Annotated in this window: 18 protein-coding genes; 4 read left to right on the top strand and 14 right to left on the bottom strand. The window is 68.1% G+C overall.

Annotated features, from left to right (window positions below):
• Nucleotides 1-20 precede the first annotated feature (20 nt).
• The gene (locus tag C3481_RS14905) at nt 21-2,216 is read left to right on the top strand and encodes a glycosyltransferase (protein WP_137750613.1); all 2,196 of its coding nucleotides are present in this window, start codon (nt 21-23) and stop codon (nt 2,214-2,216) included.
• Here C3481_RS14905 and C3481_RS14900 read toward each other — a convergent pair.
• Together C3481_RS14900 and C3481_RS14895 are read right to left on the bottom strand one after the other, a co-directional pair.
• On the bottom strand, nt 2,213-4,147 hold the full coding sequence (locus C3481_RS14900) for a rhamnan synthesis F family protein (protein ID WP_103843103.1): 1,935 nt from the start codon (nt 4,145-4,147) through the stop codon (nt 2,213-2,215). The genes C3481_RS14905 and C3481_RS14900 overlap by 4 nt on opposite strands.
• Nucleotides 4,144-6,045 carry a rhamnan synthesis F family protein gene (locus C3481_RS14895; RefSeq protein WP_103843101.1) on the bottom strand — a complete coding sequence of 634 codons (1,902 nt, stop codon included), beginning with the start codon at nt 6,043-6,045 and terminating at the stop codon, nt 4,144-4,146. The genes C3481_RS14900 and C3481_RS14895 overlap by 4 nt, the downstream gene beginning before the upstream one ends.
• Before the next feature lie 117 nt (nt 6,046-6,162).
• Here C3481_RS14895 and rfbB point away from each other — a divergent pair, with 117 nt between their 5' ends.
• Genes rfbB through C3481_RS14880 form a run of 3 tightly spaced genes read left to right on the top strand, consistent with a single transcriptional unit; the run spans nt 6,163 to nt 9,064 of the window.
• Nucleotides 6,163-7,161: a dTDP-glucose 4,6-dehydratase gene (gene rfbB, locus C3481_RS14890; RefSeq protein ID WP_103843148.1), complete on the top strand. Its 999-nt coding sequence runs from the start codon at nt 6,163-6,165 to the stop codon at nt 7,159-7,161.
• Between the two features lie 3 nt (nt 7,162-7,164).
• Nucleotides 7,165-8,583 carry a bifunctional dTDP-4-dehydrorhamnose 3,5-epimerase family protein/NAD(P)-dependent oxidoreductase gene (locus C3481_RS14885; protein WP_103843099.1) on the top strand — a complete coding sequence of 473 codons (1,419 nt, stop codon included), beginning with the start codon at nt 7,165-7,167 and terminating at the stop codon, nt 8,581-8,583.
• Nucleotides 8,584-8,641: 58 nt separating this feature from the next.
• Entirely contained in the window at nt 8,642-9,064 is a 423-nt protein-coding gene (locus tag C3481_RS14880; RefSeq protein ID WP_258039139.1) for a GtrA family protein, read from the top strand.
• Nucleotides 9,065-9,077: 13 nt separating this feature from the next.
• Here the strand turns inward: C3481_RS14880 and C3481_RS14875 are convergent, their stop codons facing one another.
• The 12 genes from C3481_RS14875 to C3481_RS14820 all read right to left on the bottom strand — a co-directional run bounded on the left by C3481_RS14875 (nt 9,078) and on the right by C3481_RS14820 (nt 22,072).
• On the bottom strand, nt 9,078-9,482 hold the full coding sequence (locus C3481_RS14875) for a DUF2304 domain-containing protein (RefSeq protein WP_103843095.1): 405 nt from the start codon (nt 9,480-9,482) through the stop codon (nt 9,078-9,080).
• Nucleotides 9,479-10,210 (bottom strand): glycosyltransferase family 2 protein, encoded by a 732-nt coding sequence (locus tag C3481_RS14870; RefSeq protein ID WP_103843093.1) that lies wholly within the window; start codon nt 10,208-10,210, stop codon nt 9,479-9,481. Before C3481_RS14870 ends, C3481_RS14875 begins: the two co-directional genes overlap by 4 nt.
• Nucleotides 10,211-10,262: 52 nt before the next feature.
• Entirely contained in the window at nt 10,263-12,209 is a 1,947-nt protein-coding gene (locus tag C3481_RS14865; protein WP_137750616.1) for a hypothetical protein, read from the bottom strand.
• Nucleotides 12,210-12,396: 187 nt separating this feature from the next.
• Complete coding sequence (locus C3481_RS14860; protein ID WP_146053665.1) at nt 12,397-14,562, bottom strand: hypothetical protein; 2,166 nt, start codon at nt 14,560-14,562, stop codon at nt 12,397-12,399.
• 218 nt (nt 14,563-14,780) lie between these two features.
• Nucleotides 14,781-15,314 carry a hypothetical protein gene (locus C3481_RS14855; RefSeq protein ID WP_137750617.1) on the bottom strand — a complete coding sequence of 178 codons (534 nt, stop codon included), beginning with the start codon at nt 15,312-15,314 and terminating at the stop codon, nt 14,781-14,783.
• Between the two features lie 63 nt (nt 15,315-15,377).
• Nucleotides 15,378-16,322, bottom strand: coding sequence for a glycosyltransferase family A protein (locus tag C3481_RS14850; protein WP_103843085.1), 945 nt, complete (start codon nt 16,320-16,322; stop codon nt 15,378-15,380).
• A gap of 35 nt (nt 16,323-16,357) precedes the next feature.
• On the bottom strand, nt 16,358-17,443 hold the full coding sequence (locus tag C3481_RS14845) for a glycosyltransferase (protein ID WP_103843083.1): 1,086 nt from the start codon (nt 17,441-17,443) through the stop codon (nt 16,358-16,360).
• A 3-nt stretch (nt 17,444-17,446) separates the two neighbouring features.
• Complete coding sequence (locus C3481_RS14840; protein ID WP_064955690.1) at nt 17,447-18,889, bottom strand: LCP family protein; 1,443 nt, start codon at nt 18,887-18,889, stop codon at nt 17,447-17,449.
• Nucleotides 18,886-19,353, bottom strand: a complete 468-nt coding sequence (purE, locus tag C3481_RS14835) for a 5-(carboxyamino)imidazole ribonucleotide mutase (RefSeq protein WP_023955481.1) — start codon at nt 19,351-19,353, stop codon at nt 18,886-18,888. The genes C3481_RS14840 and purE overlap by 4 nt, the downstream gene beginning before the upstream one ends.
• Before the next feature lie 111 nt (nt 19,354-19,464).
• Nucleotides 19,465-20,592 carry a 5-(carboxyamino)imidazole ribonucleotide synthase gene (locus tag C3481_RS14830; RefSeq protein WP_064955691.1) on the bottom strand — a complete coding sequence of 376 codons (1,128 nt, stop codon included), beginning with the start codon at nt 20,590-20,592 and terminating at the stop codon, nt 19,465-19,467.
• A 74-nt stretch (nt 20,593-20,666) separates the two neighbouring features.
• Nucleotides 20,667-21,221: a PH domain-containing protein gene (locus tag C3481_RS14825; protein WP_064955692.1), complete on the bottom strand. Its 555-nt coding sequence runs from the start codon at nt 21,219-21,221 to the stop codon at nt 20,667-20,669.
• Nucleotides 21,222-21,283: 62 nt separating this feature from the next.
• A complete protein-coding gene (locus C3481_RS14820) occupies nt 21,284-22,072 on the bottom strand; it encodes a biotin--[acetyl-CoA-carboxylase] ligase (RefSeq protein WP_023955487.1) in 789 nt (262 codons plus the stop codon).
• Nucleotides 22,073-22,156 lie beyond the last annotated feature (84 nt).

Raw genomic sequence — 22,156 nt, 5'->3', positions numbered from 1 at the left:
CCGGCACCATCGTCCGGACGATGATCCGGCGCGCGGCCGCGGTCGCCCGCTCGCGCGTGCGAGACGTCCGGGACTCCTGGTGGGGCGGCCCCATCATCCGTCGCATCGACCGGGTCTGGTGGGCGCGGACCATCAACCGTGCCGACATCGTCGACCCGGTCGCCGTCTCCGCCCAGCGGCCCGGCCTGAGCCCACGCGCCGCCGTGCGACATTACGTCCGCCGGGGCTTCCGCGACGGTTTCGTCCTGAACCCGCTGTTCTCGGAACAGATGGTGTCGATGCAGCTCTCCGACGCCGGGAGGGTTCCGGCGCTGTACGCGTACCTGGTGAACGACCGCCGCCGCATCCGGACGAGCCTGCTGTGGGACGCCCCCGGCTACGCTCTCGCCCACCCCGAGTCCTCCGATGACCCCGCCGGTCCGCTCGGTCACGCCTGGCGCGGCTTGCAAGCGGGATCAGCCCTGGCCTTCGGCTTCCCGGGCGATCGTGCGCAGATGCGCGCGGACCGGATCTCGGCTCTCGTGACCCGAGCGCTGTCCCGAGCAGGGCGGATCTCGGGCGAGAGCGACCTCGCGGAACTCGCATCCAGCCCCGTCGTCCTCCTGTGGCGCCTCGCCGGGCACGAGCGCGACTTCAGCCTGACGTTGGCCACGGCCACTCAGGCGAGTCGCCGCATCGGTGCTCGTCTCGTCCTTGCGGTCAATGGCGAACGACCGGATGCCTGGCTGCCGGCCGTAGTCGCCTCAGCCGGCACCATCGGAACACTCGTCATCGCCGACGAGCCGCGGTCCTCCGTCGTCAGCGGAGCCACGGATCGGATTGTTCCCGGTTCTCGCCTGATCGTCCGCGGGCCTGGTGACGAGATCACGACCGAGAGCGTCGTCACCCTCGCCGAGATGGATGCCGGGATCACGTCGCCCCTCGTCCTCGATGTCGACGGCGTCGTGATCAACTGCGGGCTCGTGCGGCGCGGGCCGCGGCTGCATCCGCTCCTGCTCGGACACCCCGCGGAGGATGCGCGCGGACTCGGGCAGCGCGTGTCCGTCGACGGCATCGCCTCGTCGACGTTCGCCGTAACCGTGGGCACCTCGCCGATGCCGGACACCGCCCAGGTCCGCACCGACGCGTGGGTCATCTCCCCTGAGCATCATCTGCCGGCGCATGCGCGGGTCGAGGCGGCCCGGGGCATGACCGACGACCTCGACCACCTGGTCGCCCGTATCGGCCTGGCCACGGTCGACGACGACGACGCGCGACTCAGACGCCGCGCGCCCGCGGCTCGATCAGGGGCGCCGCGGCTGCGATGGGCGCTCAAGACCGCTGCTCCAGCCGGACTCGGCGCGGAGTGGTGGGGCGACACGCACTTCGCGCGCGGGCTCGCCGATGCGCTCCGGCGCCGGGGACAGGATGTCGTCATCGACTCCATCGGGGCCCGTAATCGGCCGTCACACCATCTCGATGACGTCGAAGTCGTCCTGCGCGGACCGGAGCGGATCGATCCCCACCGATCGGCTATCTCGCTGCTGTGGATCATCAGCCACCCCGACCAGCTGACACGCGACGAGACCGCCGCGTTCGACCACGTCTTCGCCGCCTCCGAGAAGTGGATCCGGTCGACGGCCGGATCGCTGGGGCCGATCGAGCCGCTGCTGCAGTGCACGGACGTGCACCGCTTCCACCCCACGGGCGCAGCAGACACGGACCGGATCGTGTTCGTCGGCACGGCCCGCGGCATCCCGCGCCCCTCCGTCATCGAGCCGATCCGCGCCGGCATCCAGGTCGACGTCTATGGCCCCGACTGGACGGGCTGGATCCCCGCGTCGTCCGTCGTCGCGTCGGGGGTGGCGAACGCCGAACTTCCCCAGCTCTACGAAGGCGCGCGCCTCGTCCTCAACGACCATTGGCCGGCGATGCAGGCATCCGGGTTCATATCGAACCGGCTCTTCGACGTCGTCGCCGCGGGCGGACGTGCCATCAGCGACGACGTCGAGGGAATCGACGAGCTGTTCGGGGGCATGGTGCGCACGTACCGCACCGTTCCCGAGCTTCTCGATCTGTTGCGGCAAGACCCGCAGCACGTCTTCCCGTCCGGAGAGGCGGCCGAGCTCATCTCGACAGACATCCGGCACCTGCACTCGTTCGACGCTCGCGCCACAACGCTGCTCGAGACGGCGCTGCGCGAGCGCACGGCGCCGGAACGCGGCCAGCGGCGCTAGCGACGTCGCAGCGGACGCAGCATCCGCCTGACCCGTCGTCGCCACACCACCGATCGGTCGTATGCCGTCAGGAGGCGATCCTCCTGCTGGGGCCGGTGCAGCCTGGCGTACATCTTCAGGAAATCGCGGAATGTTCCCCATTCGAACTCGCCGGCCCGGCGCAGGAACTCGATCTGCTCCATCGTCGAAGCGGGCGGTAGCGTCACCGAGATCTGATCGAAGTTGTAGTCCAGCGCGGTGTAGCTGACGGCCATGTAGTCGGGTGACGTCACCGTACGCGTGTGGTACCCGGCGTCGCCCGCGACGTACGCGGGGACACGTTCCAGAATGTGCGCCAGCCCGCCGTCGATGTACGCCTCCGCGCCGCCGAACTGGTCGTAGTCCCACGGCTGCTCGACGAGGCGACGCAGCGCCTCGGGGCGGGCGAAGAACATCGATCCGTAGGGCGCGAGCGGCGTCCCCTCGTCGACGGGGACGCGCACGCCCATCTTCGCCATCAGTTCGAGGAAACCGGGCTTGTTCGCCCACCACCCGTGCCCCAGGGTGGGATGCCCGATGTGCACGACCGGGGGGAAGGCCATGCCCAGGCCGGGTTCGCGTTGGAAGAGCGCGACGAGGTTCGCGGTGTAGCCGCTCGAGAAGAGCAGGTTCTCGAACTGCTGGAGCTTGAAGTGACGTCCGACGTTGTCGGAGTCCTGAGGCGTCTTCTTCGAGTGCACCTTCACGACGAGGTCGTATCCCCCGTCGAGCAGCTCGTCGCGGCAGCCGATCAGGAACGCGGCCTGATCGCGGCCGTTGTTCGAGGGAAGCACCCGCACCTCGACCGAGCCCCGCGCGGCACGCCGAGACAGATGATCGCGGATGCTACGGGCGCGGTCCTCCTCCGGGGTCGTGATCATCAGGTCGTACGCACCCGGAAGGGTGTCGATTCGATCCATGATCTCGTCGGTCATCTCGGGGTAGTAGATGTGGGCGACCGCAAGGGTGCGCAGCGGACGGGAGGGGTCGTACGTTCCGTCATCCTCCTCCGCGAGCACCTCAAGCATCGCGGCATCCGCGTTCAGTGTCTGCGGCTCGACGTTTCGCGCGAGATCCTGGTAGATCAGCTCCATCGGATACCCGCGACGCTCAGCGGCCTCGAGTGTCCACCGGCCGATGACCGAGAGCCGGTCCATGAACGGCGGCCATTGGAAGAACGGCCGCCTCTTCAGCGTCGGGCATCCCGCCTCGATGAGCTGCTGCGCGTAGAGCACGGCATTGTTCTCGATCTTGTCGGTCAGGCTCGGGAACGCGACCTCCGCGACGAAACCGCAGTCGACGAACCTCTCGGTGAAGACCGCCTCGTGCTTGGCGACCGCGTCCGAGTAGCTGTCGAGCGAGGGCAGATCGCGCCAGTACTGGGCCCACTCGTCCGATAGGAACATGTCGCGCCGAACCGCCATCCAGTACGACTGGAGGTGGTAGGCGAGATACGAGTCCCCGGTGAAGGGGTTCGGTTCGACACGTGGATGGTCGGTCATTCCCCAGAAGTGCAGGGGCCGCTTGTCCAGGCGCTCAAAGAGCGGGGCGAAATCGCCGATCGGTCCGAACCACGTGTCATTCGCGAGGACGACCTCGTCCCAATCAGCGAGGCGATCGGACAGGTGTTCGAGGCCCTCTTTGTAACCGGTGATGTCGAAGCCGCGGTTCTCGCGCACGAGGATCTCATCGGCGACGGGCTCGAGCGCGTCGCGGCCGGCATCGGTGAGGAGGCCGTTGACGACGACGAGGACGTGGTCGCAATGGGCGCGCAGCTGCTGGAGCGCATAAGGGATGTACGCCTCGACGTCTCCGCGACGGTCGTAGACGACGTAGATCAGCGCGCGCTTCCCGCCTTCGGGGAACTCCGCAGCCGCGCGGGCCGGGAAGTTCACGAGTTCCGCAGTCTTCATTCCGTCTCCTCCCCGCGTCGCAGACCGCGCGACACCATGCGCCTGACGCGCGACACCACACCGTACCCGCGGCGTGCCGCGTAGTAGACCGGCAGCAGCCGCCGCGCCACGCTGAAGTGGTTGAGGCGCAGGTACATGCGGAACAACGCCACCGGGCCGCCGAATCCCATCCCGCCGGCACCGTGAAGGAATCGGATCTGATCGATCGGGTAGCCACGAACAGACATCGAGACCTGATCGGTCTTGAACTGAAGCGCGGTGTGGCTGATGCTGGCGTGCTCCGGCGTCAGCACGGTTCGCGCGTGGAACCCGTCCTCGGCGGCAGCCAGCACGACGGTCCGCTCCTGAACGTGCGCGAGTTCGCGATCACGCTTTCCGCGACGGTAGTCGGCGTGCCGCCATCGCGGTTCGACCATTCTGCGGAGTGCGTCAGGACGCGCCACCCACATGCCGCCGTATGGTGCAAGCGGCGAGACGGCATCCACAGGGACTCGGATGCCGAGCTTGTCCAACAGTCGTTTCGTCGGCCCTTCGAGACCGGCCCATCCGCGCCCCATCGTCCCGAAGCCGATGTGGACCATCGGGGGGAAGACGAGGCCCAGACCCGGCTCGCGGACGAACAACTGCAAGAGATTGACCACGTACCCGCGGCTGCCCAGCAGGTTGTCGAGCTGGTATCGCCGCGAGTAGCGGCGCAGGTTCAAGGTCTTCCGCGGCGATGGCCGGTTGTGGAGCTTGATCACGATGTCATGCCCGCCGTTGAGGAGCACATCGCGGCAGCCGACGAAGAAGTCGCTCATGTCGCGGCCCGGGCCGGGCGGCACGACGCGCACTTCGAGCGAACCGAAACCGAGGTCGTCGCGCTCCTCCAGGTGGGCCTGCACCTGTGCGGCGGTCATGCCGTCTCCCGCGGTGACCAGGAGGTCGTATCCAGCGGGAACGTTCCGCATCGCCTGCAGCACCTCGTCGAGTCCGACGAACTCGCTGACGTGCAGGACGACGAGGATGGCGAGGGAGTCCACGGCTGACGTGTCGGGGCGTGCCTGCAGAGGCAGGACGTCGAGCATGCCGGCATTCGTGTTGAGCGCCTTCGGGGGGACCGTCCGCGCGAGGCTCTGTCGGACCAGGCCCGTGGCGAAACCGTCCTCGTCCAGGCGCGCCAGCACCTCCCGCCCGATCACCGCGTGCTGGTCGAGATACGGGGGAAAGAGCCGGAATTGCGCCTTGCCTACGACAGGGCACCCCGCGTTCAACAGCGCATGCGCACTGAAGACGAGCGGGTCGCCACTACGGAAAGCAGACGCGGGAAAGGCGAACTCGACTGCCAGCCCTCCCTCACGCAGCGCACGAGGGAGGAGGTACTCCGCGTCGTGCGGAAGCTCCGCGTGCGAGGCCCAGAAGTCTTCGAGGGCTTCGCTGCTCTGTGCCTCCTCGCGCAGAACCGTCCACACCCAGGGCGCGGTCAGCAGCGGGAAGCCCTCGCCGGGGAAGGACTCCGGCTGATGACCATGAGCGTTCTCGACGAGCTGCCAGGCTGCGCAGGAAACCCCGTCCATGCGGTTCATCACCGCCGAGAAGTCCGAGACGGGTCCGAACCACGAGTCACCGCTCAGGATCACCTCGTGCGCGGGCCCCGACTCGTCCGCGCGCTGTCGGATCGCATCGCGGTAGTCGGTCGGTTGGAACACCGATGCCGCGGGCTCGGCGATCGAGTCACAGATCGTGCGAAGGCGTTGGCGCTGGGCGACTTCGAGCGCGTCCGGCGCGATGACGACGATGTCGTCCATCAGCGGCCGTAACGCCGAGAGCGCGTGGATGACGTGGTCGTCCACCACCGCGCGGGGGCCTTCGACGGCATACACCAGTCGGCGTCGTACGCGCTCTGCCGGTTGATCCATGTCGGCGGACGGCTCCCTTCGCGCCGCAGCTTGCGGCCGCTGAATTCTATCGAGCGAGCGTGAGCGCTCCAGGCGCGTTTCCTCAGCCGCCAGGTGTAGGCAGGTACCCTGGTGGGCGTGTCCACGCTTCTTGTGACCGGCGGTGCCGGGTTCATCGGTTCGAATTTCGTTCACCACGTCGTCGGCAACACCGACCACTCGGTGATCGTGCTCGACAAGCTCACCTATGCGGGCAACGCCGCATCCCTGGCGGGCCTGCCCGAGGGCCGGGTGCGGCTAGTCGAGGGCGATATCGCCGACGCCGCGCTCGTGGACGAGCTGTTCGGGCAGGTCGACGCGGTCGTGCACTACGCCGCCGAGTCGCACAACGACAACTCCCTCCACGACCCGCGTCCGTTCCTCGACACGAACATCGTCGGCACGTACACGCTGCTCGAGGCAGCACGCAAGCACGACAAACGCTTCCACCACATCTCCACCGACGAGGTGTACGGCGACCTCGAACTCGACGACCCGGCACGGTTCACCGAATCCACCCCGTACAACCCGTCCTCGCCCTACAGCAGCACCAAGGCCGGCTCCGACCTGCTCGTGCGCGCATGGGTGCGTTCGTTCGGGGTGAAAGCGACGATCAGCAACTGCTCGAACAACTACGGCCCCTACCAGCACGTCGAGAAGTTCATCCCCCGCCAGATCACCAACGTCCTGCGCGGCATCCGCCCCAAGCTCTACGGCAAGGGCGAGAACGTCCGCGACTGGATCCACGCCGACGACCACTCCTCCGCCGTTCTGACGATCCTCGACCGCGGCGTCATCGGCGAGACGTACCTCATCGGCGCCGACGGCGAGAAGGACAACAAGACCGTCGTCGAGCTCATCCTCGCCCTCACCGGCAACCCCACCGACGCGTACGACCACGTCACCGACCGCCCCGGACACGACCTCCGCTACGCGATCGACTCCACCAAGCTCCGCACCGAACTCGGCTGGACACCCCGCTACCAAGACTTCGAAGCCGGCCTGAAAGCCACCATCGACTGGTACCGCGACAACGAGGACTGGTGGGCGCCCGCGAAAGACGGCGTCGAAGCCTTCTACGCCTCGAAGGGACAGTGAACCGTGGCCATCGAGTTCGGAAAGACGCTCACGGTCATCGAGACCCCCATCCCGGGGCTGATCGTCCTCGATCTGCCCGTGCACGGCGACTCACGGGGCTGGTTCAAGGAGAACTGGCAGCGCGAGAAGATGACCGCTGCCGGCATCGACCTGCCCGACTTCGGCCCGGTGCAGAACAACATCTCGTTCAACGACGCGGTGGGCACGACCCGCGGCATCCACGCCGAGCCCTGGGACAAGTACGTCTCCGTCGCCACGGGCCGCATCTTCGGCGCGTGGGTCGACCTTCGCGAGGGGCCGACCTTCGGGGCCGTCTACACCGCTGAGCTCGACCCCTCGCGAGCGATCTTCGTCCCGCGCGGCGTCGGGAACTCGTATCAGACGCTCGAGCCCGACACCGCTTACACGTACCTCGTGAACGACCACTGGTCGCCCGATGCGACCTACACCTTCCTGAATCTCGCCGACGAGACCGCCGCGATCGAGTGGCCGATCCCGCTCGATCAGGTCGAGATCAGTGAGAAGGACAAGAACCACCCGCGTCTTTCCGATGTGGTTCCGATGCCGCCCAAGCGCATCCTGGTGACCGGAGCGAACGGCCAGCTCGGCCGGGCACTGCGCGCCGAGTTCGGCGATCACCCCTGGATGGAGTACGCGGGACGGGACGAGCTCGACCTGACGTCGCCCGACCTCGCCTCCGCGCGTCGGTGGCGCGACTACAGCACGATCATCAACGCTGCCGCGTACACCAAGGTCGACCTCGCCGAGACCCCCGAGGGGCGCGTCGACGCCTGGGCGGCCAACGTCACCGCGGTCGCCGCGCTGGCGCGCATCGCGACGGTGAACGGCATCACTCTTGTCCACGTCTCGAGCGACTACGTGTTCGATGGAACGAAGGACGGCGCCTACACCGAGAACGATCCCGTGTCACCCCTCGGCGTCTACGGGCAGACGAAGGCCGCCGGGGATGCCGTCGTATCGGTCGTTCCCCGTCATTACATCGTCCGCACCAGCTGGGTGATCGGCGACGGCAACAACTTCGTGCGCACGATGGCCTCGCTCGCCGAGCGGGGTATCGACCCCAAGGTCGTCGACGACCAGATCGGGCGCCTGACGTTCACCGATGACATCGCGCGCGGCATCCGGCACCTCATCGAGAGCGCGGCCGCACACGGCACGTACAATCTCAGTTCGGCGGGCACGCCATCGAGCTGGTTCGACGTTGCGCGGGATGTCTTCGCGCAAACCGGTCATGACGCCAGCCGAGTCAGCGGGGTCAGCACGGAAGACTACTTCGCAGGGCTAGGGCACCCGATCTCGCCGAGGCCGCGCAACAGCGAACTGGATCTGTCCGCACTGGAGGCTACCGGATTCACGCCCGCCGACAGCGCCGACGCCCTTCTCACTTACCTGAAATCGTGACGCTGCCCTGCTGCACGACGCTGGGCCCCGTCTTTCGACCTCACACGGGTGTCCGACGGTGCGGCTGAGCGCACTCGTCCCCGCACCGATCAAGCGGATGTGGAAGAACAGTGCGGTCAGGTACGTCGTCGTGGGTGGCGTAGCCTTCCTCGTCGACTTCGGGCTGCTGTTCGTCCTGCATGACCTCGTCCACATCGACCTGGTCATCGCTACGCCGGTCGCATTCTTCACGAGCTTCGCGCTCACGTTCCTGATGCAACGGGCGATCACGTTCCAGACCGGCGCCGGATGGGGATCGAGCGCCGTCAAGTACACGGCACTCGTCATTTTCAACGCCTTCGCCACCACCGCGGTCGTCACCGGCATCGACGCTCTCGGTTGGCCGTGGGCCGTGGGGAAAGGGATCGCCGTCGCGTCGACGACGGTGTGGAACTACTTCGGTTACCGCTACTGGATCTTCCCGCCGGCGCGCAGCGAGTAGCGTCGACGCACTCTCACCCGGCAGGCGCGTCCCGAGGCGGATCACCCTGAACCCCGGAGCCTGCTACCTGGGAATCCATTCGCGTTCGCAACTCGTCCAGGTCAGTACGGAGGATCGCGGACTCCTCTGCGAGGCGACGGATCTCGTCTTCGGCCCGGGAGAGTTCCCACGAGAGGTGGAGAGCGACTCCAACGAGAAGCACGATGGAGAGGGCGAAGATGAGGTTCGCCGGCACCTCGACACCCAGCACCTCAGTCAGCTGCAGGAGCAGTCCGGGGAACACGGAGATGACGAGGAGGGCGAGGCCGATGATCAGCCAGAGGGTGGCGTACTTCTCGCGAAGCTGACGCTTCAGGAGAAGGCCGATGATGATCGCAAGGACGACGATAGCGAATGCTATTCCTGCGGCGATGATCATGATGCTGCTTCCACGGGTTTGGCCGGGCCGCGCATCAACGCGAGGGTCAGGGCGAAGACCGATCGCGTCAGGTAGACCGTGGCACCGAACGGGTTCTGACTGGGCCGGCCGAAGGCCCGGGGCCGCATCGCGACCGGCACCTGCGTGACCGTCAAACCCGCGTGCAGCGCGTTCACCAGCGAGTCGACCGTGTCGCCGAGGTACTCGGCCGGGTAGTACCGGACGTACTGGTCGATCGCGACCTCATTCGCAGCACGGAAACCACTCGTCACGTCCGTGAGAGTGGTCTTCGCCACCCGGGACAGGACACCAGCGAGCAGCTTCATCGCCCACCGGCGCGGCCCCTTCGCGGAGTAATCACCGACGTCAGCGAACCTCGCCCCGATAGAGATGTCGGCCACGTCGAGTCCCGCGAGAACGGCGGCGATATCGCGCGGGTTGTGCTGACCGTCGGCATCCACCTGGATCGCTCGCCGGAAGCCATGCCGCTGCGCGTAGGTGAACCCCGCGCGCATCGCGCCGCCCACGCCCATGTTGAACGGAAGAGTCAGCACAGTCGCGCCAGCCGTGCGGGCTCGAGTGCCGGTACCGTCGCTCGAACCGTCATCGACGACAAGGACGTGATAGTCGCGACTCGCCGCCAGAACCTCCGCTACGGTGTTCCCGACGTTCTCGGCCTCATTCCACGCCGGGACGATCACGAGCGTCTTAGGCGGCTGTTCAGACATCCTCAGCATGATATCGCGGGCGTCCGATCGCGCTCGAACGAGGGAACGCCGGTCACTGTTCGCCCCGGACGGCGTAGATCATCATCACACCCGGCCCTTGCTCTACGCTCTCGATGAGATCGAGACATCCTTGGTCGAGGGGTGCTTGGGTGAGCACATACGAGACGTGTTCCGCGGCGAACCGATTGCAGGAATCGAACGTCATCTGAATCTGGTCAGGTGCCGGGTTGCGTGGGGCCGGCTCACCCTCGCCCGGAACCCATGAGAGGGTGGCGAGACGGTTCCAAGCTTGCTCTGACGAACCGGTCGGATCGATTGCTTCCCACATCTCGGAGGCGGGGGATCCTTGGACACCGTTGTAGGACTGAACGCCGGACTCGACGAGCATCATCGTGGTGACGAGCGATGTATTGATGCCTACCCACGCGCCGGGGTCCCGCGCATCGATCTGCTCAATGCGCTGGACGGTCTCAGTCTGGCGGAGATCGAACACTCCCACGTAGACCGGGTTCACAAGCCCTGATTGCGCCAGGGTCAGCACGAGGAGGCCGGTCGCCGCGGTGAGGAAGCGTCCCGAAGCCATGAGCCACACGATCAGCACGAATGCCGCGGCGAATATCGCTAGCAGCGCCAGATCACGCCGTGCAATAGCATCCACGGATCCCGTGATGTCGACCGCTCGCCAAGCCACCACGCCTACCGACCCCGCCGCGAGCGTCGTCGCGGTCGCCTTCACCCATAGCGGCGGCACGAGGCCACGCGACCGGGCATCGTCGAACCGCGCGGCGGTGAGTACCACCAGCACGATGCTGACGACGCCGAAACCGATTCGCATCCGAGCGTTCGTCGTCCTGTCGAGGAAGAGCAGATGCGCGACCGGGTCCCAGCCAGGCACGAGAAGATAGGCGAACATCAGGGCGAGCGCGCCGACCACCGCGATCGCCAGGATGTCCAGCGCAGCGCCGTTCTTCCGTCGAGCCCAGACCAGCCAACCGAGCACCACCACGAGAAAGACGCCAGGAAGGAAGAAGGTGGAGGCCTCGGATGAGTTCACGCTCAATGGGGCACCCTGTGTGCGTTCGAGAGCGAAAGACGAGAACGCGGAAAACAATTGCGACATCTCGTTGACGCCGGCTTGTCCGACCTGCTGGAGCCGCTCCCCCGGATAGAGCGTCGAGGTGAATGCCTGGATCGTCTGCAGACGGGTCAGGATCCAGATCACCATCACCAGGCCGCCGGCGAGCCCCGCCACCAGGACCGGCGAGATGTCGACCAGCCGCTGTGTGAAGGGAGGTCGACCGACGTCACGGGCGATGACGGCCCCGAGGCCGAAGGCGGCCGCCACGAGCGTCACAGGAACGATGAACGGAACGTAGATTCCCATCGCCAACGCCGGAGTGATGTAGGCGACGAGCGCGGCCAGTATCCATACGGGTCCTCGCTTCCGCGATCGCAACGACCAGATGATCGCTGACATGACCAGCATCGCCCACAAGGCGGGGTACAGCGTGAGCGAGAGGTACCACCACTGCAAGAAGGGCGCAAAGAAGAATCCCACCGCCAGCGCCAAGCTCGTCAGCGGGCGCCGCGGAAGGAGTGTGACCGCGAACAGATATGTCGCCGCGATGACGCCGAGGCCCGGGAACCACCAGCGGAATGCCATCGCCTGGTCCAGGGGGAGGAAGAAGAAGCCGAGCAAGTGAGGCCGGAAGGCAGTCGACCAGTCGGCGTTCGGGAGGTCGTTCTGCACGGTCGCGTCCATGCCGCCCGGGAATGTCTCGTTCTCGACCGGAAGTGACTGCTCGACTTGCGAGATCACCCAGCTGGACTGCACGAACCACTCGTCGCTGCGGATTTCACGCGGCTCGCCGGCGACGAGACGGGGGTCATCGCCGCCAGACACCATCGAATGGAGGACCCCGGTCGAGCTGCCCGTCACGCCGAAGGCGACCAGCACCACGAAAACACCGGCGAGCAATGCCAACGGCAAAGCCAGCACGCGTCGAGACGGGAGGCCATCTGCCGTGGGAGCGATCCAGCGTTCCCACCTTCGGTCGCCTCTGCGGTCTCGGGTAAAAAGTGCGCGGGGGTCTGGGTCTCCCGGGGATGAGAACATTCGTGCTGCTTCTGTTCGTACGCGGCCAGGAATCACCCGATCCTACCGCGCCGGTGCGGGAACGCCTTGGTCAGGGCACCAAGACGCTGTGACAGCCGAGCGTGGAGTTGCTGCCGGGGCCCTGATTGATCGCGTAGCTGCATACCTGGTGCCGTCCGGGTTTGAGCGCCAGCCTGAGGTCGATGCCATGTGCGTCCCCGAACCCGGGGTACGCCCGCGCGACATCGGGACGTGCGACCGCGGCCGTCGCGACCGCGAAGCCGGCACCATCGACATACACGTGAACCTGGAGTGATGCGGACGTGTCAGGGTCGATTGTCCAGCCGCGTAGCCGCACGCCTCCGGCCTCGACGGTCACGTCAGTACCGCCGAAAGGCGAATGGTTCTCGACGACGAGCGATTCGCAACCGAGGAGCTGGTTCGTGCCGGGGCCGACATTGATGGCGTACGCGCAAATCCGGTGGGTTCCAGGATCGAGCTCGAAAGTCTCATCTATCCCGTGATCGGCCCCATAACCAGGGTAGGCCCGCGCGATATCGGCTCGAGTGACATCGGCTCTCCCGACGACGGCCGTTCCGTCGATATATGTGTGAATCGTCAGCGAGTCCCGAGTATCGGGATCGATGGCCCATCCGCGCATCCGAACCGATTCTCCCGTGACCGTCGTATCTATGCCGCCGAACGCCTGCCCCGCTCGCACCTCCAGATTGCGACACCCGAGCGTTGAGTTCTGCCCCCAACCGACGTTGATGCCGTAGACGCACACGGTGGATGACCCGGCGGGGGCGCTGATGAACTCGTCGAATCCACTCCTGCGATTCGCGCTCGGATAGATTTTCAGAACGTCGTCTCGGATCACGCTCGTCTGGATCGCACGCCCCGAGCTTCCTCTGTACACGTGAACAGTCATGGGCTCAGTGGTGTTGGGGTCTACAGCCCACCCGCGCACGCGGAAGCCGCCCGGCACCGGGTAGAGGTCATCGACCATTCCCTGCGGGTCGGCGCTCCGCGTGACCTGCACCGTCTGGCAGCCGAGAAGCTTGTTCATACCAAGCCCGACATTGATTCCGTACGTGCATACCTGGTGGCTGCCGACCGGCGTCTGAATGGAAACGTCGATGCCGTGATTCGGCCCGAACCCCGGGAAAACCGCGGCAACATCCGGCCGAGGGCGGTCCGCCTTGTGGACCGACCCCTGACCGTCGATGTAGACGTGGATGTCGAGCGGATCCCGGGTGTCGGTGTCGAGCGTCCAGCCGGTGATGCGCACGCCTCCGCTCAACGCCTCGACCGTCGTACCCCCGTAGGGCGAAGCGGTCTCAACCTCGACCGTCTGGCACTCGAAAGCCGTGTCCGACCCTCTGCCCACGTTGCGCACCGTGACGCAGATCTCAGTCGTACCTCCGACGACCTCGAAGTCGGCGCGCATGCCGTGGTTGGGTCCGTAGCCGGGATGAGCGGCCGCGACGTCGGGACGCGGATCGTCCGCGCGGAACTCTCCAAGACGAGCCCCGTTCGCTGTGACGACGACGGTAAGAGCCGCCCGTGGGTCGCTGGGATCGAGCGCCCAGCCGCGTATTCCGACTATCCCCCGGGAGACCTCGACGTTGAAACCACCGAACGGGCTCTCGTTATCGGCCTGCGTCGACCCGAACCAGTCGGTGTAGAGCCGCCAGAAGTTGCGGTTGCCGTACGAGGAGCAGGTGTCGCCCGTGCCGTACAGGTTGTTGAGTGCGGCCTGGTTGGGGACGTACGGGGTGTAGATGTACAGACCCGCCGTCGCCTGATTCTCGATGTAGACGCGCTGGGTGCCGCAGTTGTTGTACGGGTGGTACAGGATGTTGTTCCAGCGGCCGGCCTGGTAGCCGAAGTCCTGCGGGAACGCCTTGTAGATCTTGTACTGCCGGGCCGCGTAGTAGACCTGGTAGAAGAAACCGAGCGTCGCGGAATCACAGGGAGCCGTGTCGGGACATCCCTGTCCGGTCGCCGCCGCGTAGGCGCGCGCGGTGGGGGAAGGCGAGGTGACCAGCGACTGCTCCTTCTCGAGCAGGACCAGGATGACCTTCTGGCTGATGCCGCATGAGCGGGCGACGCGATCGATGATCGTGGACGCGCTCTCGTTGCCGCGACCCTCGTAGCCGTTGCAGTAACGGTCGGACGGACGGTTGTCGGTGTTCTGGCGGTAGTCCTTCAGACACGTGTAGCCCGACGAGCAGGACCGCACCTGACGCTCCATGAACGCCTGGATCTCCGACGATCCCATCGCGTTCGAGTCGTAGAACGCGGCGTCGCTGATGATGTTGCCCGGATTGAAGTCAGAGCCCGATGCGGCCGCGGCTGCCGGAGCCGGAGCGATCGACGACGACAGCGCGACCGGTGCCGCGACGAGCAGGGCGACGGCGCACACCCATGCGGCGAGGACCGCGACGGACGAGCGGATGCTGCGGCGCGCGCTCACTGGCTCGACTCGACGCTCGAGTCGGCGGAACGCGCCCGCGTCGACGAGGACTCGTACTGCACGTCGAAGCGCGTCGCGGCGGAGTCGGACGCGACGTCGGCCGACATGAGACCGCAGTACGTCACACCGTTACCGGCCGTGCTGGTGATGGTGGCCACTCCTACGCCGTCGACGCGGAGCGTGCAGGTGCCGTCATCCTCGCTGACCCCCGGAATCATCGCCGTTACCTCGAGCGTCGGCCCCCGCTGCTCGGCCGTCACGATCAGGACCTCCCCGTTGTAGGGGGTGTCCACCTCGACCGTCTCGGTCGGGGCCGGCACATCCGGCGTCGCAGTGTCATCCGCCGTCGGGGTCGGCTCGGGCGTCGGGCTCTCCAGCGTCGCCGTCGGCGTCGGAGACGGAGTCATCGCACCGCCGACGGGCGTGGCGCAGGCGGTCAAGGCCAGCATGCCGATCACGAGGCCCCCGAAGAGTCGGAAGCTCGTGGCGGTCACCGAGGACGTTGTTCTGCGCGCGCGGAGAGAGGTCACCCTCTCATTCTGCGGCCCTCGCCTCGTTCACACAGCGTCGACGCCCCATTCGTCATCTGTCCGTTACGGGGACGGTCGACGCGACATCCGGCGCCGCAGACGGCGCAGACGCGACCAGATCGGCTGATGGGCGTCGATGTCAGCGCGGATCGCGGCGCGCTGCTCGCGCTGTTCGCGCCGCAGCGACTCGGCCTCGCTCCGCAGCTCCGCGACGATGCGGCGCTCCATGGCGCCCAGGTAGAGCGGTAATCCGGCGCCGTTCGCCGCCACCCAGGCACGGAGCTCGCGGTCGCGAACGACCATGTCGTCGCGGTCGTGGAGGTGCTCGAGCGCGAACATGCTGTTCCCCTCGGCACCCGACGCGCTCGGACGCTGCGTCCAGAAGGCCAGCGGCGCTCCCCCGATGAAGCCGAGCGTCCCGACTGCAAGGACGCGGAGGTAGAACTCCCAGTCCTCGACGGCTTCGAGCGACTCGTCATAGAGGCCGACCCGCTCGTGCAGCGCACGGCGGTAGAGCAGCGAGATGGGGACCGCACGGTTCACCTCGAGCAGATCGATGAAGCGCAACGCCGTCAGATCCGCCCAGAACGGCACGCGGCCGGTCTCGACCCAGCGTCCCGCCCGCTTCTCCTCGTAGACGATCGCCGTCGCGACCCCGACCCCCGAGTCGTCCGGGTGCTCGTCGAGGAAAGCGACGGTGCGCTCGAGGAACCCCGGCGCCCAGAGGTCGTCATCGTCATGGATGACGACGAACTCCGTGTCGAGAGCGTCGACGCCCGTGTTCGCTGCGGCGCATCGACCGCCGGGTGCGCGGGAGTCGAGCACCGTCACGGTATCGGCGGCGGCCGACTCCCTCACCACGCCATCGACGGCCGCCCGATCACTGCCGTCGTTGACCACGACGATCCGCCGATCGCCGAAGGTCTGGGCGGCGACATCGGCGAGCGCCCGGGCGAGGAACTCGGGCCGGTCGGCCGTGCGGATGACGACTCCTACGCGTGCGGGCATACGTCCACCCTAGGAGGAGGAAACCGACGACCGCGTCACAGCTCGGCGTGGAGCGCCCAGACGCGCTCGGCGTGATCGCGCCACGAGAACGCGCGGCCGCGGTCCCCGGCCCGCACGGCCCACCGATGGAGCTCCTCCGGCGACGCCAGCACCTCACCCGCGGCATCCCGCAGCTCGTCGAACGGGGCGATGCGCGCACCGTCCAGGAGCACCTCGCGATGGACGGGTGAATCGCACGCCACGACGGGGATGCCCAGCACCATCGCCTCGACGGCCCGCCAGGGGAAACCCGATCCGTCGGAGAGCGCGATCAGCAGCACGGCCGCGTCGAGCACGGCGGCGCGGTCGGCGGAGTCGAGCCCGCCCGGCACGATGACGCGGTCGCGGTCGATGCCCGACTCGGCGATCGCCCCGGCGACGTCGGCGGGCGCGTCGAAGACGACGACGCTGGAGGTCTGCTCCCCCGCGATCGAGGCCAGCACGGCGCGCAGCTGCTCCTCGGTGCCGCCCGCGACGACGGCGACCCGGTCGGGCACACCGAGTTCACGACGCCGCCCGACGGCGTCGGTCGGCACGCGGAACTGCGCGGGGGCGGCACCCGGGATGACGCGGATCCGGCCGCTGAGCTTGGGCGCGATCTCGGCGAGGCGATGCGCCGTCGCGTGCGCGGGGACGACGACGGCATCCGCGTGCTTCTCGGCACGCTTGAGCAGGGCACGATGAGCCAGCAGAGTCGCCCGCGGGAAGAGCGCGGGGGCGTCCCACACGGCGAGGTCCCAGAGCGTCACGACCGTCTGGTCGTTGTCGTGTGCGCGGTCGTGCTTCACGAGCGGCGCGAGCAGGGTCGGCGCGTGCATCAGCCCACCCGCGACGCCTCCCGAGATCCCCATCGGCCAGGAGGCCAGCAGGCCGGTCCGCGGGAACGGGGCCCGGATGGTCTGCGCCAGGCCGTCGACCGCGGCGGCGGCGTCGACGGCATCCGAGGGAACGACGGCGGCGACCTCGCACCGGGCGGGCGCGGTCTCGATGAGCGCGCGCGCCACCTCGAGGGATGCCTCGGCGGAGTCGGCGTCGACGACGTCGATCAGCTGGTCGAGGACGACCCGGAGAACCGTGCTCATCGTTCAGCCCTCCGGCTCGGGGGTCGGGGTCTGCGGGTGGAGTGCGTCCTGCACCATCTGCTGGACGAGGGCCCAATCGGGGTCGGCCTCCTCGATGCCGTTCGCCGGGGTGAGTTCGATCGTGGTGACCGGCTGCTCCTTGGCCTTGATGGCGATGTCGGCGAGGAAAGGCAACAGATCGGCGGGGATGTCGGTCTGCACGAGCACCTGGCCGGCGTCGGCGATCTCGGTGAACCGGTCGAGTACGTTCTGCGGGGTCATCTGGGCGAGGATCGCCTGCTGCAGCTCGCGCTGGCGGCGCATCCGGTCGAAGTCGCTCGTCGTGTAGCGCGACCGGGCGTACCACTGCGCGGTGTCGCCGTCCATGTGCTGCTGTCCGGCCTCGATCCACCCCTCGGCCCAGTCCTCGGCGCTCTGCCCCTCATACCGCGGGCCACCGCCCTTGGGCAGGCGCTCGACGACGTTGATGTCGACACCGCCGAGGGCGTCGACGAGGTCGGCGAAGCCCTTCATGTCGATGAAGACGTAGTACGGGATGGTGATGCCGAGGATGCCTTCGACGGCGTCCTTGGTCGCTTCCACACCCGGCGACGAGCCGTTGTTCTTCGCATCCGGGTAGAGAGCGTTGCCGTCACGGCAGATCTCGACCTCGGTCTGCAGCTGGTTGATGCCGCTGCTCCACCCGCAGTCGGGGTCGAGGCGTCCCTCGTGGATGTCCGGGTAGAGGTCCTTCATCGGCCCCGGGGCGAACGGGAAGTGTCCCATGTCGCGCGGGACGCCGGTGATCGTGGTCGCCCCGGTCTCCGCGTTCACGGACACGACGGAGATCGAGTCGAAGCGCATGGAGTCACGCCCCTCGCCGCTGTCGGCACCGAGCAGGAGGATGTTGTAGTAGCCGTCCGACGGCGGAACGCTCGGCCCGCTCGCGCCGAAGACGGTGCTGAGCGTCTCTCGCACGGAGTTGACCCGATCGAATGTCCAGGCCGCCGCCGAGGTCGACGCGACGGCGAGCACGATGGCCAGGAGCGGTACGCCGATGCGGGCGACGGTTCCCGCCCGCACGAGCCGCACGAGCCGCAGCGTGTCGACAGTCAGCACGAGCCACAGCACCGCGTAGAACGCGATGACGGCCTGGACGATCAGCAGCACGAACCAGTTGGTGGCGAGCGAGAGGAGCAGCGGACGCCACAGCAGTCCGGTCAGCACGGTCAGAAGCGCGAGGACCCACATCGTGATCGTCGCCGCGAGACCGAACCGCCCCAGGCGCCGGTTGCCCGCGAGCACTTGGGCCGACCCGGGCAGCAGGAAGTTGAGCACGACGAGCCACCAGCCGCGGCGACCCATGACCTCGGGCGACGAGGTGTCGGGATGCCGGAGCGGACGTTCCTCGATGAGGTTCGAGCGGCGCGGCCGCGCGGAGCTGCGCGGCGGGGCGCTGACGCTCACAGGGAGTCCTTGAGGCGGCGGTTCTTCTCTTCGACCTGCTGCTCGAGCCCGCGTGCGTACTCCTCCAGCCGGTCCGCGAGTGCCGGATCCCCGGCTCCGATGATGCGCGCGGCGAGCAGGCCGGCGTTCTTCGCGCCGTTGATCGAGACGGTGGCGACCGGGATGCCGCCCGGCATCTGCACGATGCTCAGCAGCGAATCGAGTCCGTCGAGGGTCGCGAGCTGGACGGGGACGCCGACGACCGGCAGCGGCGTCAGCGACGCCAGCATCCCCGGAAGGTGCGCCGCTCCGCCGGCTCCGGCGACGATGACGCGCAGACCGCGCTGTCGCGCCTCACGGCCGTAGCGCAGCAGCTTGTCGGGGGTGCGGTGAGCGGAGACGACTTCGACCTCGTGGGCGACGCCGAGATCTGTGAGCGCCTGCGATGCGTCGCTCATGACGCGCCAATCGGAGTCCGAACCCATGACGACTCCCACGAGCGGGGCGTCCGATGAATGCAGCGGCGAGGATGTCACCGACCCAGGTTAGGTGTGCGACCTGAGGAAATCCCGGAGCGGCGCGGTGCCCCGCCGGGCTCAGTCGTCGAAGTGAGCGGCCACCACGCGGGCGTCGCCCACGACGGCGTCGAGGTCGTCGCCGGAGAGGTTCACGTGCCCGACCTTGCGACCCGGCCGCGGCGACTTGCCATAGGTGTGCACCTTCGCTCCGGGGTGGGCGTCGAGCGCGGCGGGGATGCGGGCGGCGAGCGAATCGGAGACCGGACCGCCCAGGATGTTGATCATGACCGACCACGGCGCTCGAGGAGACGTGTCGCCGAGCGGCAGGTCGAGCACGGCGCGCAGATGCTGCTCGAACTGCCCCGTGACGGCACCGTCCTGACTCCAGTGGCCGCTGTTGTGAGGGCGCATCGCCAACTCGTTGACGAGCAGACGCTCGTCGGCCGTCTCGAAGAGTTCGACGGCGAGCATGCCCGTCACCCCCAGCCCCTCTGCGATCGCGACGCCGATGTTCTCGGCGACCTCGATCAGGCGCTGGCCCGCGCGCGGAGCCGGGGCGATGACCTCGGCGCACACGCCGTCGCGCTGCACGGTCTCGACCACGGGGTACGAACGCCACGCTCCGGAGGGCCGCCGGGCGACCTGCTGGGCGAGTTCGCGCGTGAACTCCACGAGCTCCTCGACGAGGAGCTGTCCGCCCGGCTCGAGCGCGGCGAGCCAGTCGGCGGCTTCCTCGGCGGCACCGACGACCCGCACGCCCTTGCCGTCGTAGCCGCCGCGCGGGGTCTTCACGACCGCGCGCCCGCCGTTGTCGTCGAGGAACGCCTGCAGGCCGGCGGCATCCGAGATCGCGGCCCACTCGGGCTGCGGCATCCCGAGTTCGGCGAGTCGAGCGCGCATGCGCAGCTTGTCCTGCGCGTAGAAGAGCGCGTCGGGGCCGGGGTGGACCGCGACGCCCTCCTCGACGAGGGCCCGCAGCACGTGCTGCGGAACGTGCTCGTGATCGAAGGTGATGACGTCGACGTCGCGCGCGAACGCGCGCACCGTGTCGAGGTCGCGGTAGTCGCCCGTTGCGGTCGCCGCGATCGCGGCGGACATCCCGGCCTCCTCGGCCAGCACGCGCACGTCGATGCCCAGCTCGACCGCCGGCGCGATCATCATGCGGGCCAGCTGCCCTCCGCCGACGATTCCTACTCGCAACGACATAGCGCCTCCTCCGGGTTCGCATCCATCATCGCGCACCCCGCCAGCCGGCCGCACGCGCGATCGGACTCAGGCGCTCAGGAATCGGAGCCGACGACGGGCATGCTGTGGGAGTCGCGATGCGCGAGGATCTGGCTCACCTCGACCTGATCGGCGAGCACCTCGTGGACGAGCGCGACGGCCGGGATGCTCCGCAGCCGCATCGAGGGGTCGACGCCGTTCGAGAGCGTCAGAGTGCCCGTGCCGTTGAGACGTTGCAGCGGACCGCGCGATTCGTCGATGCCGTAACCGCGGATATGGCTGAGCTCGGCGCGGCGACGGACGATGAGTCCCGAGGTCTCGATGATCCGGCGGGTCGTGATCGTGTAGGAGTGCGCGAGCCAGCGCAGGTAGGGCAGCACCACGAGGAGCACGACCACGAGGCCCGCGGCCGACCAGAGCATGACGTCGGTGAAGGGCTCGGGGAGGTTGTCGGTGAAGTACCCCGTCACGCCCGCCACCACGATCAGCAGCAGCGCGGGCCACAGCAGGGGTCCCGCGTGCGGGCGCAACCGCGCGACGCGCAGCTCGGGAGCGGCGGCACCGAGCGCAGGCGCGACGGGTCGGCCGAACGAGGCTGCGGGCTGAGTCACAGCACCATCATGACGCGCGGGTACGACAACGCGGCGGCGGCACGCCCGGATGCCGCCAGGGCTCAGCCGACTCCGCGCACGTGCACGACGTCGCCGGCTCCGACGACGCTCTCGACCGCACCGGTGCGCACGACCAGGCGGCCGTCCCCGTCGAGGCGCTCCGCCGTTCCCGTCAGCGTCTCGCCGCCGGGGAGCGAGACGACGACGTCCTCGCCGATCGTGACGCAGGCCGCAGCGACGCGCTCGCGCAACGACTCGTCCGCGCCCGACACCGCGAGGTGCGCGATGTGATCGCGCAGGCCCGTGAGATAGTCCGCGAGCAGCCGGTCCTCGTCGACGGGAGCGCCGAGCGCCGCGAACGACGTCGCCGTCGCGACCGGCAGATCGACCTCGGCCATGGTGGTGTTGACGCCGGCGCCGAGGATGACGTCCCCGTCCTCCCCCGGAAGGACCTCGGCGAGGATGCCGCTGATCTTCCGCCCGTCGACGAGGACGTCGTTCGGCCACTTCACGCCCACCCGGCGGTCGCGCAGCTGTGCGGAGACCGCGTCGCTCATGGCGAGACCGGCGACCAGCGGGATCCAGCCGCGCGAATGCACGGGCACGGCCCCCACGCGCAGCAGCACCGAGATCGCGAGCGCGGTGCCGGCCGGAGCCGTCCAGCTGCGGTCGAGGCGGCCGCGACCGGCGCGCTGGTCGGTGGTCAGGAGGACCGAGAGGTGCGGATGGGCATCGGGGTCGGCCTCGACGTCGCGACGGAGATGGGCGTTCGTCGAATCGGTGTGGTCGACAACGTGCACGCGGGGCGAGACCGCCGCCGCGCGGGGATATCCGTTCTCGGGGATGCTCATGGCGTCACCCTACGACGTCGGATCCGAACGCGGCGAGGGGTTGCGCCCGAGGGTTTCCACAGGTGATCCGCGCCGTCGTTGTGG

The organism is Microbacterium sp. Ru50 (assembly GCF_002920555.1).
Taxonomy (GTDB): Bacteria; Actinomycetota; Actinomycetes; order Actinomycetales; family Microbacteriaceae; genus Microbacterium; species Microbacterium arborescens.
Note: the sequence above shows the minus strand (reverse complement) of the source record. Positions and strands in the feature narration are given on the sequence as shown.

Excerpts from the sequence above, each read along its gene's own strand:
- C3481_RS14905 (WP_137750613.1), top strand. The coding sequence starts at position 21 with ATGATCCGGCGCGCGGCCGCGGTCGCCCGCTCGCGCGTGCGAGACGTC.
- C3481_RS14900 (WP_103843103.1), bottom strand. The coding sequence starts at position 4,147 with ATGAAGACTGCGGAACTCGTGAACTTCCCGGCCCGCGCGGCTGCGGAG.
- C3481_RS14895 (WP_103843101.1), bottom strand. The coding sequence starts at position 6,045 with ATGGATCAACCGGCAGAGCGCGTACGACGCCGACTGGTGTATGCCGTC.
- C3481_RS14875 (WP_103843095.1), bottom strand. The coding sequence starts at position 9,482 with ATGATCATCGCCGCAGGAATAGCATTCGCTATCGTCGTCCTTGCGATC.
- C3481_RS14870 (WP_103843093.1), bottom strand. The coding sequence starts at position 10,210 with ATGTCTGAACAGCCGCCTAAGACGCTCGTGATCGTCCCGGCGTGGAAT.
- C3481_RS14860 (WP_146053665.1), bottom strand. The coding sequence starts at position 14,562 with ATGGAGCGTCAGGTGCGGTCCTGCTCGTCGGGCTACACGTGTCTGAAG.
- C3481_RS14850 (WP_103843085.1), bottom strand. The coding sequence starts at position 16,322 with ATGCCCGCACGCGTAGGAGTCGTCATCCGCACGGCCGACCGGCCCGAG.
- C3481_RS14845 (WP_103843083.1), bottom strand. The coding sequence starts at position 17,443 with ATGAGCACGGTTCTCCGGGTCGTCCTCGACCAGCTGATCGACGTCGTC.
- purE (WP_023955481.1), bottom strand. The coding sequence starts at position 19,353 with ATGGGTTCGGACTCCGATTGGCGCGTCATGAGCGACGCATCGCAGGCG.
- C3481_RS14830 (WP_064955691.1), bottom strand. The coding sequence starts at position 20,592 with ATGTCGTTGCGAGTAGGAATCGTCGGCGGAGGGCAGCTGGCCCGCATG.
- C3481_RS14820 (WP_023955487.1), bottom strand. The coding sequence starts at position 22,072 with ATGAGCATCCCCGAGAACGGATATCCCCGCGCGGCGGCGGTCTCGCCC.